This window comes from Acinetobacter indicus CIP 110367 (assembly GCF_000488255.1).
Classification (GTDB): Bacteria; Pseudomonadota; Gammaproteobacteria; order Pseudomonadales; family Moraxellaceae; genus Acinetobacter; species Acinetobacter indicus.
In genome coordinates this window covers 163,010-182,761 of record NZ_KI530757.1, presented here as the reverse complement: position 1 = coordinate 182,761, position 19,752 = coordinate 163,010, and the positions used below count along the sequence as shown (strand labels likewise).

The window sequence follows — 19,752 nt, the reverse complement described above, 5'->3', positions numbered from 1 at the left end:
TTAGCTAGTTGGTAGGGTAAAGGCCTACCAAGGCGACGATCTGTAGCGGGTCTGAGAGGATGATCCGCCACACTGGGACTGAGACACGGCCCAGACTCCTACGGGAGGCAGCAGTGGGGAATATTGGACAATGGGGGGAACCCTGATCCAGCCATGCCGCGTGTGTGAAGAAGGCCTTTTGGTTGTAAAGCACTTTAAGCGAGGAGGAGGCGCTCTAGGATAATACCCTAGATGCGTGGACGTTACTCGCAGAATAAGCACCGGCTAACTCTGTGCCAGCAGCCGCGGTAATACAGAGGGTGCGAGCGTTAATCGGATTTACTGGGCGTAAAGCGCGCGTAGGTGGCTAATTAAGTCAAATGTGAAATCCCCGAGCTTAACTTGGGAATTGCATTCGATACTGGTTAGCTAGAGTATGGGAGAGGATGGTAGAATTCCAGGTGTAGCGGTGAAATGCGTAGAGATCTGGAGGAATACCGATGGCGAAGGCAGCCATCTGGCCTAATACTGACACTGAGGTGCGAAAGCATGGGGAGCAAACAGGATTAGATACCCTGGTAGTCCATGCCGTAAACGATGTCTACTAGCCGTTGGGGCCTTTGAGGCTTTAGTGGCGCAGCTAACGCGATAAGTAGACCGCCTGGGGAGTACGGTCGCAAGACTAAAACTCAAATGAATTGACGGGGGCCCGCACAAGCGGTGGAGCATGTGGTTTAATTCGATGCAACGCGAAGAACCTTACCTGGCCTTGACATACAGAGAACTTTCCAGAGATGGATTGGTGCCTTCGGGAACTCTGATACAGGTGCTGCATGGCTGTCGTCAGCTCGTGTCGTGAGATGTTGGGTTAAGTCCCGCAACGAGCGCAACCCTTTTCCTTACTTGCCAGCATTTCGGATGGGAACTTTAAGGATACTGCCAGTGACAAACTGGAGGAAGGCGGGGACGACGTCAAGTCATCATGGCCCTTACGGCCAGGGCTACACACGTGCTACAATGGTCGGTACAAAGGGTTGCTACACAGCGATGTGATGCTAATCTCAAAAAGCCGATCGTAGTCCGGATTGGAGTCTGCAACTCGACTCCATGAAGTCGGAATCGCTAGTAATCGCGGATCAGAATGCCGCGGTGAATACGTTCCCGGGCCTTGTACACACCGCCCGTCACACCATGGGAGTTTGTTGCACCAGAAGTAGGTAGTCTAACCTTAGGGAGGACGCTTACCACGGTGTGGCCGATGACTGGGGTGAAGTCGTAACAAGGTAGCCGTAGGGGAACCTGCGGCTGGATCACCTCCTTAACGAAAGATTGACGATTAGTAAGAATCCACAACAAGTTGTTCTTCATGACGATGTATCTGAGGGTCTGTAGCTCAGTTGGTTAGAGCACACGCTTGATAAGCGTGGGGTCACAAGTTCAAGTCTTGTCAGACCCACCACTAACGACAAGCAAGCAATTGCAGAGCGAATAGAAATCAGAACATTGACTTAAATGATAAGCTGGGGACTTAGCTTAGTTGGTAGAGCGCCTGCTTTGCACGCAGGAGGTCAGGAGTTCGACTCTCCTAGTCTCCACCATAGATTATAGAGCTTAGTAAGTTTATGCTTATTAATCTCTGTGATTTATCACAGTTGACTGCAGTCCGACGAGGATGCAGTGAATCATTAACAGATTGGCAAAATTGAGTCTGAAATAAATTGTTCACTCAATCAATATACGTTAACGCGTTGTTATGACGGGTTGATGAACGTAGATTGAATTGAGAACTAGCAAATTAACTGAATCAAGCGTTTTGGTATATGAATTTAGATTGAAGCTGTACGGTGCTTAAGTGCACGTGACTTCGAACTGTAGATTAAATAGATAATTGATTATTTATTTAATTGTCTTAATCCTACTTGTAGGGATTAACGACTGTTTGGGGTTGTATAGTCAAGTAATTAAGTGCATGTGGTGGATGCCTTGGCAGTCAGAGGCGAAGAAAGACGTGATAGCCTGCGAAAAGCTCCGGGGAGGCGGCAAATATCCTTTGATCCGGAGATGTCTGAATGGGGAAACCCACTTACCATAAGGTAGGTATTGCAACATGAATACATAGTGTTGCAAGGCGAACGAGGGGAAGTGAAACATCTCAGTACCCTTAGGAAAAGAAATCAATTGAGATTCCCTCAGTAGCGGCGAGCGAAAGGGGAACAGCCCATTAAGTTATGTGTGTTTTAGTGGAATGCTCTGGGAAGTGCAACCATAGTGGGTGATAGTCCTGTACACGAAAGGGCACACATAATGATGACGAGTAGGGCGAGGCACGTGAAACCTTGTCTGAATATGGGGGGACCATCCTCCAAGGCTAAATACTCCTGACTGACCGATAGTGAACCAGTACCGTGAGGGAAAGGCGAAAAGAACCCCTGTGAGGGGAGTGAAATAGATCCTGAAACCGCATGCATACAAGCAGTGGGAGCATCTTTGTGATGTGACTGCGTACCTTTTGTATAATGGGTCAGCGACTTACATTCAGTAGCAAGGTTAACCGCATAGGGGAGCCGTAGGGAAACCGAGTCTTAATAGGGCGTATAGTTGCTGGGTGTAGACCCGAAACCAGGCGATCTATCCATGAGCAGGTTGAAGGTTGGGTAACACTAACTGGAGGACCGAACCCACTGTCGTTGAAAAGCCAGGGGATGACTTGTGGATAGGGGTGAAAGGCTAATCAAGCCTGGTGATAGCTGGTTCTCCCCGAAAGCTATTTAGGTAGCGCCTCGGACGAATACCATTGGGGGTAGAGCACTGTTTCGGCTAGGGGGTCATCCCGACTTACCAAACCGATGCAAACTCCGAATACCGATGAGTACTATCCGGGAGACAGACTGCGGGTGCTAACGTCCGTAGTCAAGAGGAAAACAATCCAGACCGCCAGCTAAGGCCCCAAAATCATAGTTAAGTGGGAAACGATGTGGGAAGGCATAGACAGCTAGGAGGTTGGCTTAGAAGCAGCCACCCTTTAAAGAAAGCGTAATAGCTCACTAGTCGAGTCGGCCTGCGCGGAAGATGTAACGGGGCTAAAACTATGTGCCGAAGCTGCGGATTTGACATAAGTCAAGTGGTAGGGGAGCGTTCTGTAAGCCGATGAAGGTGGATTGAGAAGTCTGCTGGAGGTATCAGAAGTGCGAATGCTGACGTGAGTAACGACAAAACGGGTGAAAAACCCGTTCGCTGAAAGACCAAGGGTTCCAGTCCAACGTTAATCGGGGCTGGGTGAGTCGACCCCTAAGGCGAGGCCGAGAGGCGTAGTCGATGGGAAATTGGTTAATATTCCAATACTTCAGTGTAATGCGATGAGAGGACGGAGAAGGTTAAGTCAGCCTGGCGTTGGTTGTCCAGGTGGAAGGCTGTAGGCATGCATCTTAGGCAAATCCGGGGTGCTCTATGCTGAGAGCTGATAGCAAGCTAGTTTACTAGCGAAGTGGCTGATACCATGCTTCCAGGAAAAGTCTCTAAGCTTCAGTTACACTGGAATCGTACCCGAAACCGACACAGGTGGTCAGGTCGAGTAGACCAAAGCGCTTGAGAGAACTCTGCTGAAGGAACTAGGCAAAATGGTACCGTAACTTCGGGAGAAGGTACGCTGTTGACGGTGATGGGACTTGCTCCCTGAGCGGTTGACAGCCGCAGAAACCAGGCCGCTGCAACTGTTTATTAAAAACATAGCACTCTGCAAACACGAAAGTGGACGTATAGGGTGTGATGCCTGCCCGGTGCTGGAAGGTTAATTGATGGGGTTAGCGTAAGCGAAGCTCTTGATCGAAGCCCCAGTAAACGGCGGCCGTAACTATAACGGTCCTAAGGTAGCGAAATTCCTTGTCGGGTAAGTTCCGACCTGCACGAATGGCATAATGATGGCGGCGCTGTCTCCAGCAGAGGCTCAGTGAAATCGAAATCGCTGTGAAGATGCAGTGTACCCGCGGCTAGACGGAAAGACCCCGTGAACCTTTACTGCAGCTTGACATTGAACTTTGACCTTACTTGTGTAGGATAGGTGGGAGGCTTTGAAGTTGGAACGCCAGTTCCAATGGAGCCGTCCTTGAAATACCACCCTGGTAATGTTGAGGTTCTAACTCTGTCCCGTGATCCGGGACGAGGACCATGTCTGGTGGGTAGTTTGACTGGGGCGGTCTCCTCCTAAAGAGTAACGGAGGAGTACGAAGGTGCGCTCAGCGTGGTCGGAAATCACGCGTAGAGTATAAAGGCAAAAGCGCGCTTAACTGCGAGACCCACAAGTCGAGCAGGTACGAAAGTAGGTCTTAGTGATCCGGTGGTTCTGTATGGAAGGGCCATCGCTCAACGGATAAAAGGTACTCTGGGGATAACAGGCTGATACCGCCCAAGAGTTCATATCGACGGCGGTGTTTGGCACCTCGATGTCGGCTCATCTCATCCTGGGGCTGAAGCAGGTCCCAAGGGTATGGCTGTTCGCCATTTAAAGAGGTACGCGAGCTGGGTTTAGAACGTCGTGAGACAGTTCGGTCCCTATCTACCGTGGGCGCTGGAAATTTGAGAGGATCTGCTCCTAGTACGAGAGGACCAGAGTGGACGAACCTCTGGTGTACCGGTTGTGACGCCAGTCGCATCGCCGGGTAGCTATGTTCGGAAAGGATAACCGCTGAAAGCATCTAAGCGGGAAGCCTACCTCAAGATAAGATTTCCCTAGGAATTTATTCCTCTAAAGAGCCGTTCGAGACTAGGACGTTGATAGGTTGGGTGTGGAAGCATAGCGATATGTGAAGCTGACCAATACTAATTGCTCGTGAGGCTTGACTATACAACACCCAAACAGTTGTTGTATCAAGCTGAATTCTAAACTAATCCTTGATTTAGTTAATGCGACACAATAAAATTTAGACCCAATAGCCAATCCGTTAATAACTCATTTGGAACAAAGTAAGGCATTACATGCAAAAGCATCAAGCTTAAGCAAAGTAACTAAGACCCGAACAAGTCCATAACAGTTGTGCTGGCGACAATAGCAAGAGTGAACCACCTGATCCCTTCCCGAACTCAGAAGTGAAACCTCTTAGCGCTGATGGTAGTGTGGGGTTACCCATGTGAGAGTAAGTCATCGCCAGCTCATTAATTCAAAATCCCCCTAGCTTAAACAGCAGGGGGATTTTTTTATGGGCATAATTTCTAGTTTCTACATCTACGACTTAGATAGTGCTTTTTAGGTTTTATGACACAATTTTTACATTTATTTGCAAATTTGTGTGGTAGAAGTTGTCATTTAAGCCTGTCTTAAAAATTGCAATGATAAAGCTTTTATTTCACTGTTTTGTAATATAAAAATTTTAAAAAATAGAATAAGTTTCCACTAATTGTAAGATTTATAACTAAATTTTCTGCTCTGAAATTGAGCTTTATTGCTAAATCAAATCTGATTTTTAAGAAAAATTTATCATTTAGACTTTTTATCCATAGACAAAAAATGAATAATCATTCATTTTATAGACAAAAGTGAATGATTGTTCATTTTTTCATATTAAGAATAAAATCTCACAATTGGAGGTGAGGATTAATGACAGCAACAACAATGAATGTGAATGCTGTAGTGGACAAGGCGAAGTTCAAACCTTTTCATTTAAACGTCGTACTCTGGTGTTTATTTGTAGTCATCTTTGACGGTTATGACCTGGCGATTAATGGCGTAGCCCTACCACTACTGATGCAAGAATGGAATATGACTGCTGTGCAAGCAGGCATGTTGGCCAGTACTGCCCTGGCCGGAATGATGTTCGGTGCCATGTTTTTTGGCATGCTGGCCGATAAGATTGGCCGTAAAAATGTCATTTTAATTTGTGTGACCTTATTTAGCGGTTTTACCTTCTGGGGCGGTTTCGCATCTAACCCGACTGAATTCGGAATTTTGCGCTTTATTGCAGGTTTAGGAATTGGCGGAGTATTACCGAATCTAGTGGCCTTAACCTCTGAATATGCACCACAAAAACTGCGCAGTACCTTGGTGACGACTATGTTTAGTGGTTATGCGGTCGGCGGTATTATGGCTGCATTACTGGGTGCCTGGTTAACTCCAAGTTTTGGCTGGGAAGTGATGTTTTATATCGCGGGTATTCCACTGTTACTGTTACCGATCTTGTGGAAGTTTTTACCTGAATCATTGACCTTTTTAGTGAAAAAACAGCAGGATGAAAAAGCGCGCCAGATTATCCAGAAAATCACGCCAGAAGAAAAAGTCAGTGCGCAGACCCAGCTGGTCTTAAATGAAGTACAGGTGCCGGATGCCTCTATTGCAGCCTTATTTAAGCAAAACCGTGGCATGAGTACCTTATTGTTCTGGTGCTGCTTCTTTATGTGTTTATTGATGGTCTATGCACTGGGCAGCTGGTTACCAAAACTAATGATGGCCGCTGGTTACTCGCTGGGTAGCAGCCTGATGTTCCTGATGTCGATGAATATTGGCGCAGTAATTGGCACCATTGGCGGCGGGATTCTGGCAGACCGTTTCCATTTAAAACCGGTGATTATTGGCATGTTCCTGATGGGGGCTGTGGCGTTGGTTGGATTAGGCTTTAACTCGCCACAACCGGTGATTTACCTACTGGTGGCGCTGGCTGGAGCTTCCGCAATTGGTAGTAGTATTCTGCTATACAGCTTTGTGGCGCAGTATTATCCACTAGCGGTGCGTTCAACCGGAATTGGTTGTGCCTCTGCGGTCGGTCGTGTGGGTGCAATTGTCGGCCCGATTATTATCGGGGTGCTATTGGGTATGGAATTACCGCATAAACTGAATTTCTTGGCGGTGGCAATTCCAGCGGTGATTGGTGCAATTGCAGTCGCCCTGATTCGTATCCAGAAAGCCTCTGAGCCGGTTACTGAAACGCCACCGGTGGTGTCTAAGGCCAGTCGCTCTTATAGCTAAACTGATGTAATTCATCTAAACCAACAAAAAGCCTCAGTAGAGGCTTTTTGTTTAAAGGGAAAAAGATGATTTGCCTGGCTTAGAAATGTGCTTCCAGCCCAAGATAAGGACCTTTAAAATCCAGCTGGAGATTACGCTCATCACCTTCGTTCAGTTCCACATCTAAAATGCGGTAACCGGCCTTTAGCCCGACATCGACCAGTAAATTATCAATAAAATTATATTTCAGTTCTGCCTGTGCATCGCTAATGACAGTATCATCAAACTTGGCATAGCTGGCTTCGGCTTTGGCACTTAAACCGGTAGAAGGCAGTTTCACCCCGGCTTCGGCATACAGCATTGGCAAGGTTTCACTGACCTGTTCCACTTCGGTTAAATTCTGCTGCACGGTACCGTCCAGCACCTTGGCACCCACACCAATATCGGCACTGACAATATTGTCCAGAATTTCGTAATAGACAATGAAGTCGGAATAATCGAGGTCGATCCGCTCCATCTTTTCATTCAGAACTTCACGTTCTGATTCTGCCTCAAGTGTGCTGTGCTTGATTTTGACATTCGGCAATAACGGTACTGGATGTTCAACCGCCAAGGCAAAAGACAAACTGGAGTCATCTTTCATCTCGGGCTGGCCCAAGGCACTCGATAAGTCACTGTCATAATGCCAGTAATCGACGCTACCTTTAACACCAATAATATCGGCCTGCGCGGCGCTAAAACAGCCAAGACCGAGGATGAAACACAATGCTGGACGTGTACGCATAAAAATCCCTGTAGAGCTTGTATATTCTCAGAATAAATTTATTGTGGAGGATGGAACCGGGAAACATCTCGGCGCATCATATCGGGAATTGGTATAAATTGTATTGACGCATCATGCAAAAAATAGAGGACCTGCACATGGCTACGCACACTGATCATCCGCACGATTATCCTTTATATCTGGCTGGACAGCCGCATGTGACCGGCCAGTGGCTAGAGGTCGAACATAAGTATCTGCAGCGCTGTTATGCACGTGTGGCGCTGGCCGATGCAGAGACGCTGGAGCAGGCGATTCAGGCCGCAGTCCAGGCGGAAGCGGCGATGGCGGCATTAAAACCGTTTCAGAAACAGAAAATCCTGCTGCATTGTGTGCAGCGTTTTCAGGAATGCCGGGCCGAGCTCACCGAACTGCTGATTATTGAAGGCGGTAAACCGAAAAGGGCTGCCGCTGCTGAAGTAGAGCGCTTAATCAATACCTTTCAACTGGCTGCGGATGCAGTCACCCAGATGGATCAGGGCCGGATGATGCCATTGGCAGTAACTGCCGCGGCTTGCAGTTATCAGGGCATCAGTAAACAGGTACCGATTGGCGCGGTATCGCTGATCAGTCCATTTAATTTTCCTCTGAATTTAACTGCCCATAAAATTGCACCCGCGATTGCTGCCGGCTGTCCCTTTGTTTTAAAACCGGCCAGTCTAACCCCGATTTCTGCCTTAAAAATTGCCGAAATTCTGGCGGAAACCGATTTGCCGGCTGGGGCCTTTTCGGTATTGCCCTGTCCGCGTGAGCAGGCCGATGTGCTGGTCACCGATGACCGCTTTAAACTGCTGAGCTTTACCGGTTCCGATGTGGTGGGCTGGGACATGAAAGCGCGTGCCGGACGTAAAAAGGTCACGCTGGAGCTGGGCGGCAATGCTGCCGTGATGATTGAGGCCGATACCGAGGTCAATGATGCGCTGGTTGACCGGTTAATTGGCGGTGCCTATAACCATGCCGGACAGGTGTGTATTAGTGTGCAGCGTATTCTGGTGCATCGCGCGATTTACACACAGCTTAAAGATAAACTGGTCAGCCGTTTGCAGTCATTACGGGCAGCTGATCCGCGTCTGGACAGCGCTTTGGTTGGGCCGATGATTAAAGAGAACGAAGCCGTGCGCCTGAAAAAATGGCTGGATCAGGCCGTAGCAGAAGGCGCGACGGTACTGGTGGGCGGTGAACAGCAGGGGGTGATGTTCGAGCCGACATTGCTGGAGCAGGTTTCGCCTCAGTCAGAAATTTACCAGAATGAGGCTTTTGGTCCGGTGGCTATTCTGGAGCCGTATGAACAGTTTGAGCAGGGCATTGAACGGATTAACCAGAGCCGCTTTGGTTTGCAGGCCGGGGTCTATACCCAGAATCTGCAGCAGATGCTATATGCCTGGGACCAGCTGCATGTTGGCGGGGTGATTATTAACGATATTCCATCATTCCGGGTCGATAACATGCCGTATGGCGGAGTCAAGGATTCAGGTCTGGGCCGCGAGGGAATTCAATCGGCAATTCGTGATATGCAGGAAGAACGTTTACTGGTGATCCATCAACCGGGTTGACGGCTTGGGGTGCATCAACAGCAAGCTTGATGCATCCTCATCTATAGATCATGCAATCTAGTTAAATACAGCATCTGAAGAAAGCGCTGCGGGTAGGCGATAGGCATTTTATATCATCGGGTATAAATGACCGTTTAAAGGATGGCAATTGAGTTTTCAGTTTTACTTCATAATATATTCCAAAAAGTTTGGTAATTCATAACCAAAATTGCACAATAAATAAGCTGATTAATTGAACGGTTGAATCAGGATAGATTATAAAAACCCAAGATTTAGAGCAGAAATTACAGAATAATTTTTTAAAAGTGAGTATTGTTGAACCATATAAAAGGGAGTCTTCACGATGCACTTTAAGCAAGTTTTCGTCATCCACTCCCTGTTTGTCATTTAGAAACCAGTACCCAAAAGGTCAAGGCTAAATCAAACACTCAAGATTAATATTGCATGGTGCTTTTTTGCTTGCGAGAAAACCACATAAAAAGCAGTGAAAAAAGCATCTAGGTTTAGGTGTTTTATGTCAGGAAATCGTGAAAACTGGTCCGCGCGATCAGGCTTTATTATTGCAGCGATTGGTTCAGCTGTAGGCTTGGGGAATATTTGGCGTTTTCCCTATGTGGCTTACGAAAATGGTGGTGGTGCCTTCCTGGTGCCGTATCTGGTGGCAATTTTTGCTGCTGGTTTGCCGTTATTATATTTAGATTACGCGGTCGGACATAAGTTCCGTAAAGCGCCGCCACTGGCGTATAAAAAGCTCATGAACAGCGAGTCCTTGGGCTGGTGGCAGGTGATGGTGACTTTGGTCATCGGGATTTACTATGCCAGCGTTCTGTCCTGGGCCGGTAGTTATATGTACTACGCGATTGGCCAGAAATGGGGGGCAGATACCCAGGCCTTCTTCTTTAATTCCTATTTGCAAAATGGCGAAGGGCTGGCCTTGGGCTTTGTACCGACCTTATTTTTCGGTCTGGTGATTGTCTGGGCGGTGGTGATGTTCATTCTTTACGGTGGCGTACGTCGTGGTGTGGAACTGGCCAATAAAATCTTTATGCCGTTACTGGTGGTACTGTTCACAATTCTGGTGATTCAGGCGATCCGTTTACCGGGCGCAACCGCAGGTTTAAATGCCTTCTTTACCCCGAACTGGGAAGCGATGGGCAACTATAAAGTCTGGCTGGCCGCATTTGGTCATATCTTCTTCTCGCTGTCTGTGGGCTTCGGGATCATGCTGACCTATGCCTCGTATTTAAAGCGTAAAACCAATATGACCGGCTCCGGTGCGGTGGTTGCGCTGGCCAACTCGTCTTTTGAAATTCTGGCTGGTATCGGGGTATTTGCCGCTTTGGGCTTTATGGCCTTCAGCTCAGGCTCAACCGTGGAAGAAGTGGTATCTGGCGGTATTGGTCTGGCCTTTATTGCCTTCCCGAAAATTATTTCCAGCATGGGCGCAGGCGGCGACTTATTTGGCTTCCTGTTCTTCGCCTCATTGACCGTTGCCGGGATTACCTCGATGGTCAGTATTCTGGAAGTGCCGATTTCAGCTTTCCAGGACAAGTTAGGCTGGTCACGTAAAAAATCGGTCAGCATTATTGCCGGTGGTTCTGCCATTGTTTCGACCCTGATTTTCTCGACCCATAGTGCGATTACCTTTGTCGACATCATTGACTACTTTGCCAATAATATTGGTATTGTTGGCGGTGGTTTACTGTCGATTATTCTGGTGTCGTGGTTCCGTCGTCCGTTATTGTCGCAGTTACAGGCGCATATCAACCAGTACTCTAGTATTAAACTGGGTGCCGGCTGGAACTTCCTGTTAACCGTGATTACTCCATTATCATTACTGGTGGCTTTAGGCCTAACCATCAAGTCGATTGTTGCAGAAGGTTATGGCGGTTATCCAGCTGAAATCTTATGGCTGGTGGGTGGCGGTACGCTGGCCCTGTTTATTGTGGGTGCCATTGTACTAAGCTGTCTGAAAGACAAAGTACCGGAAGAGGAGAACTAAGATGAATACTGAAGCGATTATCATGATGATCATCTCGACTGTCCTGCTCTGGGGCGGTTTAATCCTGGCCATGATTCATCTGAGCAAACATCCAGATGAACCAGAGGATTAAGTCTGTGATACATGCATGTGCAGACTAAGCCGCTGTAGAATAAAAAAGGAACCACCTGAGGGTTCCTTTTTTTATCGTCTAGATTTTTTCGATCCGGCAATAATAGAAGCCATCGCCGCGTCCGGCTTCCGGTAACAGCTGGCGGCCATACTGCTGTTCGACACCATAGTCTGTGGCAATTTTAATTTCTTTAGCATCGGCATGATGGGTAAAGAACTGCTGCATTTGCTGTTCATTTTCTGCTTTTAAAATGGAACAGGTGATATACAGCAAGGTGCCACCAACTTTTAGCTGGGTCCACATCTGTTCCAAAATCTGCTGCTGCAGCTCGACGGTTTGCTGGATGTCAGCGGATTGACGTAACAGGCGAATATCCGGATGACGACGCATCACCCCAATGGCAGAGCAGGGTGCATCCAGCACAATACAATCGACCGGTTCAGTTGCGGTCCAGCGCGTAGCATCTGCCGCCAGAATTTCGACCTGCTGTGTATCGGTCAGTTGCAGGCGCTCCAGATTTTCCCTGACCCGTAACAGCCGTTTCGGGTCCTGATCCAGTGCCACCAGAGTGGCCGGACTAAATTTTTCCAGAATATGTGCGGTTTTTCCGCCCGGGGCTGCACAGGCATCAATCACCACTTTGCCATTTAAATCTGGCAGTAACTGCGCACAAAGCTGGGCATGTTCATCCTGTACCGAGAACCAGCCGGCATCAAAGCCCGGCAGCTCCGGAATCTGCACCGCCTGCTCCAGAATAATTGCCACATCGGAACGTTCACCTGGACGAGCCTGAATACCGGCGCCCAGCAGTTTATTCAGATAGGCTTCACGGCTGATCTTGCGCTGGTTGACCCTTAAGGTCAGTGGCGCTGTCTGTTTCAGGTCCTGGGTCAGCTGCTCCAGCTGTTCCGGCCAGTCTTTTTTCAGACGTTTAAACAGCCAGCTAGGTAAACCATGCGCCGCTTGCAGGGCCTGCTCAAAGACCGATGTTTCACGTGAAACACGTCGCAGGATGGCATTGACCACACCACTGAGTGCCTGAAAGCCTAACTGCTTGGTGGCAGTCACGGTTTCTGAAATGGCTGCATGGTCGGCAATACGGGTACATAAAATCTGATATAGCCCGACATAGAGACAGGTTTCGACGGTTTCATTGTTCAGCGGTTTGACCAGCAAAGGCAGGGTAATGCTTTTCAGGCCATACCATTGACGTAAGGTGCCCAAGACCAGTTCATGATACAGCGCCCGGTCACGCTCGGCGACCTTGGTCAGATGCAGCGGTAAAATACTGGCCAGAGATTGGCCCTGCTGGACGGCCAATAAAGTACGAATGACTTGGGCGCGTAAGTTCAGATGTGACTGACCGGATGGATGTTGATTCATGCCAGCACCTGCCCAATACTTAATTTCTGGGTTTGTGCAATCTGGACCGGATTCAGCGCTTTACCACCCGGCCATTGCAGGCTGGTCAGACAGATGGCTTTGCCATCGCCACAGGCCACATGCACGCCCTGTTTATCTAGTGCCAGAATGGTCCCCGCCGACTGGCCATTGACCGCTTCATTCGACAGCACAGATCCCCAGACCCGTAAATTACTTTGCTCATCCAGCGGAATAAACGCCACCGGCCATGGGTTAAAGGCGCGAATATTGCGGTCAATTGTCACAGCATCCTGAGACCAGTCAATTTTCGCTTCGGCTTTAGACAGCTTGTGGGCATATACCGTTAAAGCTTCATCCTGTACTTCGCGTTGTTCCAGATACTGTTGTAAAGTCTGCTCCGAAGCCAGTACCGCCACAATCGCCTCCGCACCCTGAATGGCCAGTTTGTCATGCAGGCTGGCAGAGGTATCTTCAGCTGTAATCGGGCACAGGGTTTTATACATCATATCGCCGGTATCCAGCCCGGCCGCCATCTTCATAATGGTCACGCCGGTTTCAGCATCACCGGTGGCAATGGCGCGTTGAATGGGCGCCGCTCCTCGCCAGCGTGGCAGCAGCGAACCATGAATATTCAGGCAGCCATATTTGGGTGTATCCAGCACCACTTGCGGCAAAATCAGGCCATAGGCTGCCACCACCATTACATCGGCATTCAGGGCTTTCAGTTCTGCCTGCGCAGCCAGACCTTCTTCTGTGGATGATTTAAAATGTAGTGGTTGATACACCGGAAGATCATGCGCCAGCGCCAGTTGTTTCACGGCAGAGGCCGTGAGTTTTTGTCCGCGGCCTGCTTTGCGGTCAGGTTGAGTATAGACCGCCACAATTTCATGCTCGGTTTTTAATAAGGCATCGAGCGCTACAGCTGCAAATTCTGGTGTTCCCGCAAAGATAATTTTCACACATGAGATTCCATATAAACTTGCCCCACATTATATGCGAAAAGCCTTTTTAAGCCTAAATTGTCATGTAAATAGAGGTTGCATCTTCATGAGGTCGGCTGGGTACTGTTCTTTGCAAACAAAATTTTATTTAAAAAATTAATATCAATAAATTTTGTTTATATAAAAGGTAAAAATTATTCATGAAAATGCCGGAGCTAATGCTTTATGATCAAATCATATCGGCTCCGTAGGCGAGTCTCCCCAGTTTTCATCAGTTGAAAGATCGCAGAATAAAAGGTTCAAAAGACCCGATCACCCAGCACGCTGACAGATTGAGCTGTAGTATGATGTGACGAAATTTCAACTGATAACCTGAAGATCAGTACATTTTAGCCAGAGATGGGGATTCACCCTCTCAAGCACAACTCGTTGGAAATACACATGCCTGACTATCGTTCAAAAACATCGACACACGGAAGAAATATGGCGGGCGCACGTGGCTTATGGCGTGCGACCGGGATGAAAGATGAAGATTTTGGCAAGCCGATTATTGCGGTGGTCAACTCTTTTACCCAGTTTGTACCGGGTCACGTGCATTTAAAAGACCTGGGTCAGCTGGTGGCACGTCAAATTGAAGCGTCAGGTGGTGTAGCCAAAGAATTCAATACCATTGCGGTCGATGATGGTATCGCCATGGGTCATGACGGTATGCTGTATTCCTTGCCATCACGTGACCTGATTGCCGACTCGGTGGAATATATGGTCAGCGCACACTGTGCTGATGCCATGGTGTGTATTTCAAACTGTGACAAAATCACCCCGGGCATGTTAATGGCCGCCATGCGTCTGAATATTCCGGTGGTGTTCGTGTCCGGCGGTCCAATGGAAGCGGGTAAAGTCAAAATCCGTGGTAATGAAAAAGCCATCGACCTGATTGATGCCATGATTGTCGCCGCAGATGACAACTTCACCGATGAAGAAGTGGCGGAATATGAACGTTCAGCCTGTCCAACCTGTGGTTCATGTTCAGGCATGTTCACTGCCAACTCAATGAACTGCTTGACCGAAGCGCTCGGTTTATCTCTTCCAGGTAACGGTTCTACACTGGCGACGCACGCCAACCGTAAAAAACTGTTCGAACGTGCCGGTTCTTTAATTGTGGAACTGGCCAAACGTCACTATGAACAGGACGACTACAGCGTTCTGCCACGTTCAATTGCCACCAAAGCCTCGTATGAAAATGCCATGACGCTGGACATTGCCATGGGCGGTTCAACCAATACCGTATTGCACCTGCTGGCTGCGGCTAATGAAGCCGGTGTTGATTTCACCATGGATGACATCGACCGTTTATCGCGTAAAGTGCCGGTCCTGTGTAAAGTGGCTCCAGCGAAAAATGATGTACATATGGAAGATGTTCACCGTGCCGGCGGGATCATGGCTATACTAGGCGAGCTGGATCGTGCCGGTTTGCTGGATACTTCTGTACCGACCGTACATGAAGCAACTTTAAAAGATGCCTTAGATAAATGGGACATCATCCGTACTGAAAACGAAGAGGTGTACACTTTCTTCAAATCGGCGCCAGGTGGCGTTCCGACCCAGACTGCATTCTCACAAGACCGTTATTATTCACGCCTTGATGGCGACCGTGAAAATGGTGTGATCCGTAATGCTGAACATGCCTTCTCTAAAGATGGTGGTCTGGCCGTGCTGTACGGCAACATCGCGCTGGATGGCTGTATCGTAAAAACTGCGGGTGTAGATGAATCCATCCTGAAATTTAATGGTACAGCTCGCGTATTTGAAAGCCAGGATGCCGCGGTGGAGGCAATTCTGGGCGGTAAAATCAGCGCCGGTGATGTGGTGGTGATTCGTTATGAAGGTCCACGTGGTGGTCCGGGCATGCAGGAAATGCTGTACCCAACCAGCTACCTGAAATCCAAAGGTCTGGGTAAAGACTGTGCCTTGCTGACCGATGGCCGTTTCTCGGGCGGTTCATCTGGCTTGTCGATTGGTCACGTCTCTCCGGAAGCGGCAGAAGGTGGCGCGATTGGTCTGGTCGAAGATGGCGACCGTATTGAAATTGATATTCCAAACCGTAGCATTCACTTGGCGGTTGATGATGCAACCATGGCAGCGCGCCGTGAAGCACAGGAAGCCAAAGGCTGGCAGCCGGCTGAGGAACGTCCACGCAAGATTTCTAAAGCGCTGAAAGCCTATGCCATGCATACCACCAGTGCGGCCAAAGGTGCGGTACGTGAAATCTAAGCGCTAAGTTTTTAGAGCTACAAAAGCACTCCTGATGGGGTGCTTTTTTATGTGAGAAGCTAAGTTTGAAAGGGATCGCTTCAGCACAACACGGTCTTAAAAAGAAGGATTTGATAATGGTTGATTAGCTTTGGTTCGACCGACCTTGCGAAATATATTGCTCATTGGGCAAAAGGAGGTAAAACCATTCAATATGAATTGTAGTCCTGCCTTGGACCGTTGCAGATGACTTGGGTATAGATCAAATGTTCGAGAAACCGCTGAAAGCTATATTGTGCGGATTTAATTCTATACAATAATCGTAGAATAAATTGCCAAACACTGTGACTTCAATACAGTGATCGCCAAGGAAGAAACCAATGAGTAAAGATAATATCCGCGAACATTCTGCCCCGGTCTATGAGGGCATTGAAAATGCACCGGCACGTTCCATGATGCGCGCCACCGGCTTTCAGGATGAGGATTTTACGCGTCCTTTTATCGGGATTGCCTCAACCTGGGCCAATGTTACGCCGTGTAATATGCATATTGATGGGCTGGCGCGTGAAGCCGAAGCCGGGGTCAATGCTGCTGGTGGTAAGGGGATTATCTTTAACACCATCACCATTTCTGACGGGATTTCAAATGGCACCGAGGGCATGAAATATTCGCTGCTAACCCGCGAAATTATTGCCGATTCGATTGAAGCCGTGGTCGGCTGTCAGGCCTATGATGGGGTGATTGCCATTGGCGGCTGCGATAAAAACATGCCAGGCTGTATTATGGGGCTGGCGCGCCTCAACCGTCCGGGGCTGTTTGTCTATGGCGGCACCATCAAGCCGGGCGCAGGCCATACCGACATGATTTCGGTATTTGAGGCCGTGGGGCAGCATGCCAAAGGCGAAATTAACGAAATTCAGGTCAAACAGATTGAAGAAGTGGCTTTGCCGGGACCGGGTTCCTGTGGTGGCATGTACACCGCTAACTCGATGGCCTCGGCGATTGAAGCCTTGGGTATGAGTTTACCGGGTTCATCGGCGCAGGAAGCGGTGTCTGAAGACAAAAAAATTGACTGTCAGCGTGCCGGTGAAGCGGTAATGAACCTGCTGCGTCTGGACATTAAACCGCGCGACATTATGACCAAAGCCGCGTTTGAAAATTCCATTAAAGTGCTGATTGCCCTGGGTGGTTCCACCAATGGCGTGCTGCATTTACTGGCGATGGCGCATACGGCCGGGGTCGAGCTGAGCCTGGATGATTTTGTCCGCATTGGTCAGGATATTCCGGTGGTGGCCGATGTACGTCCATCCGGTCAATACCTGATGTCTGAACTGATTGCGATTGGCGGGATTCAGCCGCTGATGAAACGGATGCTGGATGCCGGTATGCTCGATGGGTCCTGCCTGACCGTGACCGGTAAAACACTGGCCGAAAATCTGGCGGATGTTGAAGACTATCCGGAAGGCCAGCAGATTATCCTGCCATTTGATGCACCGGTGAAAAAAGATTCGCATCTGGTGATTTTAAAAGGCAACCTGTCGCCAACCGGTGCGGTGGCAAAAATTACCGGTAAAGAAGGGCTGTATTTTGAAGGCCCGGCACGGGTGTTTGAAGGTGAAATTGGCGCCATGCGCGGTATTCTTGACGGTCAGGTGCAGCCGGGCGAAGTGGTGGTAATTCGCGGTGTTGGTCCAAAAGGCGGACCGGGCATGCCTGAAATGCTAAAACCAACCTCAGCCATTATTGGCAAAGGCCTGGGCGATGCTGTGGCCCTGATTACCGATGGCCGTTTCTCCGGCGGCAGTCATGGCTTTGTGATTGGCCATGTGACCCCGGAAGCCTATGAAGGTGGGCCAATTGGTTTGGTGAAAAATGGCGATAAAATCTCCATCAATGCCGAAACCCGTGAAATGACCTGGCATGTGTCTGAACAGGAAATTGCCGCGCGTCAGGCGGACTGGGTCAAGCCAAAACCAAATTATACTCATGGTGCCCTGGCCAAATTTGCCCGACTGACCTCAGGGGCAGAGACTGGCGCTGTGACCGATTTAAATTTGGATGTGTAATTGATCATTTAAGATCAAATTGTTATAAACCGGTGTAGTATCTTTTATTCCGCCGTTTAATCCTTTAGAGGCTCAGCTCATGTCACTGTTACGCCGTTGGTTTGATCCAATCCGATCGAGTTGGTTTTATCAAAAACCGTCTCGTCAAGCGGTGTTACCGATTGAGCAGGGCCTCAGTATTCATCTGCGTTTAGATGATGTGTATAGCTATCTGGCGGTGCAGGAACTGCCACAGCTTGAAGAAATCCTCTCCGATGCTTTAAAGCCGTTAAAGGTGATTATTTCCAGTGGCAGTGCAGAGCCGCCGAACCAGATGTCGGCGCTGGAATGGCAGAACTATTGCCTGAATGATGCACAGATTCTGTCCAAGCAGCACCGTTTCAGTTTTCATGACACCCCGGAACAGCCAACCCCGGAAGCCTTGGCGCAAGCTGAGACTATCTTGCGGCATACGCCTTTGCGCGGTCAGGATTTTCTGTATTTGCTGGAAGATGTATTCCATATGCTTTGGCAAAAGCAGTATGGCAAATTACGCACCTTATATGCCATGGCCAGCCGCCATCATCAGGAACAGCATTTTCCGGAACGGATTTTTAATCAGGACGCCATTCTTGCCAGCTATTTCGAGTTTGGCGGCCGTCAGTATCATGCGGTAGATGATTTGTTGCGCCTGACCCGGCGCCTAAAACAGCAGAAGCTGCTGACCGGTAATCCGATTTTCCTGATTAATCATATTGAATGGCGTGAGCATTTAATTAATGATGCCGAAGCCTTAAATGAAATTCAGCGTATGGACCCCGAGCTGGATTTATATATTGCGCTGGAAGATCCGATTTCCTGGCTGCTGCTGGCCTATATTCAGGAAGAGCTGGCCAATTATTATAATATTCATTTGAATGTCTATCCGCTCAGTTATCAGGGCCGTGACCTGTTTGACTGGAGTCTGGCCACCCGTTTATCCAAACGCACCGAAGTCGCGTTTACCCCGTTTTGCCGGCCGACCCAGGATGCCACCTATCAGATGGCGCGACTGTTTTATAGCGTGCCGGAAGAACAGCGTATGCAGGCCATTCACCGAATTTTGCAGGCGGTGTGGACCCAGGGCAAAGACCTGTCTTTTAAAGCCCATTTCGAGCAGTTACGCCGTGAGCTGAACATTGTTGAACTGAGCAGCGCCGATATTGAACAGTATCTAAAAGACAATGACATGCTCTGTGAAATGAAGTCTCAGCCGAATTTACCGGTGCTGGAGCTGCGGATTGACGGGCAAAGTTATGTGTTTAATAGCCTTTATCGCGTCTGGATGATTGAAAGTATTTTCAGTAATGTGTTAGAAGAAAAGTACAAAAGTGAAAACGAAGCTGAAAATGACATCTTACAACATGAAAAAAGAGAAAGTTGAGTCGCTGGAACAGGCTCGCGCACAGATTGATGTGATTGATAGTGCTTTGGTGGAGCTGATTGCAGCGCGTCAATACTATGTTGATCAGACCACCCGTTTTAAAAAATCAGAAACCGATATGCAGACCCCGGAACGCCAGACCCAGATTCTGGAGCGTTTGCGTAGCCAAGCCACCACTCTAGGGCTCGATGCCCAGCTGATTGAACAGCTGTACCAGACCATGTTCCAGCATTTTATTCAGCGTGAACTGAAACAGTTTAGACCTTAAAACCGATAACAATTAAAAACGCGCTGGCGCTCTGTTTTTCATCAT

11 protein-coding genes, 2 tRNA genes and 3 rRNA genes are annotated in these 19,752 nt (G+C 48.6%); 13 read left to right on the top strand and 3 right to left on the bottom strand.

Translation table 11 applies throughout. The features are described 5' to 3' along the window. The 6 genes from P253_RS13740 to P253_RS13715 all read left to right on the top strand — a co-directional run. A 16S ribosomal RNA gene (locus tag P253_RS13740) occupies positions 1 to 1,300 on the top strand; the annotation flags it as partial. Between the two features lie 61 nt (positions 1,301 to 1,361). Next, positions 1,362 to 1,438 (top strand) — tRNA-Ile (locus P253_RS13735). Between the two features lie 63 nt (positions 1,439 to 1,501). Continuing rightward, a tRNA-Ala gene (locus P253_RS13730) sits at positions 1,502 to 1,577 on the top strand. 353 nt (positions 1,578 to 1,930) lie between these two features. Next, positions 1,931 to 4,819, top strand: a 23S ribosomal RNA gene (locus P253_RS13725). A 191-nt stretch (positions 4,820 to 5,010) separates the two neighbouring features. Further along, a 5S ribosomal RNA gene (gene rrf, locus P253_RS13720) occupies positions 5,011 to 5,125 on the top strand. 444 nt (positions 5,126 to 5,569) lie between these two features. Next, the gene (locus P253_RS13715; RefSeq protein WP_005181158.1) at positions 5,570 to 6,931 is read left to right on the top strand and encodes an aromatic acid/H+ symport family MFS transporter; all 1,362 of its coding nucleotides are present in this window, start codon (positions 5,570 to 5,572) and stop codon (positions 6,929 to 6,931) included. A gap of 79 nt (positions 6,932 to 7,010) precedes the next feature. Here the strand turns inward: P253_RS13715 and P253_RS13710 are convergent, their stop codons facing one another. Then, entirely contained in the window at positions 7,011 to 7,694 is a 684-nt protein-coding gene (locus P253_RS13710; protein WP_016658907.1) for a TIGR04219 family outer membrane beta-barrel protein, read from the bottom strand. Positions 7,695 to 7,831: 137 nt separating this feature from the next. On the opposite strand from P253_RS13710, the gene P253_RS13705 reads away from it, so the two are divergent. From P253_RS13705 to P253_RS15630, 3 genes are all read left to right on the top strand, one after another. Further along, entirely contained in the window at positions 7,832 to 9,283 is a 1,452-nt protein-coding gene (locus P253_RS13705; protein ID WP_016658906.1) for an aldehyde dehydrogenase family protein, read from the top strand. A 514-nt stretch (positions 9,284 to 9,797) separates the two neighbouring features. Beyond that, positions 9,798 to 11,285 carry a sodium-dependent transporter gene (locus P253_RS13700; RefSeq protein WP_016658905.1) on the top strand — a complete coding sequence of 496 codons (1,488 nt, stop codon included), beginning with the start codon at positions 9,798 to 9,800 and terminating at the stop codon, positions 11,283 to 11,285. Between the two features lies 1 nt (position 11,286). Then, complete coding sequence (locus P253_RS15630) at positions 11,287 to 11,397, top strand: methionine/alanine import family NSS transporter small subunit (protein ID WP_005181164.1); 111 nt, start codon at positions 11,287 to 11,289, stop codon at positions 11,395 to 11,397. A 78-nt stretch (positions 11,398 to 11,475) separates the two neighbouring features. On the opposite strand, the gene rsmB is transcribed toward P253_RS15630, so the two are convergent. Both rsmB and fmt read right to left on the bottom strand, forming a co-directional pair. After that, positions 11,476 to 12,780 carry a 16S rRNA (cytosine(967)-C(5))-methyltransferase RsmB gene (rsmB, locus tag P253_RS13695; protein WP_016658904.1) on the bottom strand — a complete coding sequence of 435 codons (1,305 nt, stop codon included), beginning with the start codon at positions 12,778 to 12,780 and terminating at the stop codon, positions 11,476 to 11,478. Beyond that, the gene (gene fmt / locus P253_RS13690; RefSeq protein ID WP_016658903.1) at positions 12,777 to 13,739 is read right to left on the bottom strand and encodes a methionyl-tRNA formyltransferase; all 963 of its coding nucleotides are present in this window, start codon (positions 13,737 to 13,739) and stop codon (positions 12,777 to 12,779) included. Before fmt ends, rsmB begins: the two co-directional genes overlap by 4 nt. A gap of 423 nt (positions 13,740 to 14,162) precedes the next feature. On the opposite strand from fmt, the gene ilvD (P253_RS13685) reads away from it, so the two are divergent. The 4 genes from ilvD (P253_RS13685) (at position 14,163) to P253_RS13670 (ending at position 19,707) form a co-directional block, all read left to right on the top strand. Beyond that, positions 14,163 to 15,992 (top strand): dihydroxy-acid dehydratase, encoded by a 1,830-nt coding sequence (gene ilvD, locus P253_RS13685; RefSeq protein ID WP_081402522.1) that lies wholly within the window; start codon positions 14,163 to 14,165, stop codon positions 15,990 to 15,992. Between the two features lie 359 nt (positions 15,993 to 16,351). Further along, the gene (gene ilvD, locus P253_RS13680; protein WP_016658901.1) at positions 16,352 to 18,037 is read left to right on the top strand and encodes a dihydroxy-acid dehydratase; all 1,686 of its coding nucleotides are present in this window, start codon (positions 16,352 to 16,354) and stop codon (positions 18,035 to 18,037) included. Positions 18,038 to 18,116: 79 nt separating this feature from the next. Then, positions 18,117 to 19,439 (top strand): hypothetical protein, encoded by a 1,323-nt coding sequence (locus P253_RS13675; RefSeq protein ID WP_005181177.1) that lies wholly within the window; start codon positions 18,117 to 18,119, stop codon positions 19,437 to 19,439. Beyond that, positions 19,420 to 19,707: a chorismate mutase gene (locus tag P253_RS13670; RefSeq protein WP_016658900.1), complete on the top strand. Its 288-nt coding sequence runs from the start codon at positions 19,420 to 19,422 to the stop codon at positions 19,705 to 19,707. The genes P253_RS13675 and P253_RS13670 overlap by 20 nt, the downstream gene beginning before the upstream one ends. Positions 19,708 to 19,752 lie beyond the last annotated feature (45 nt).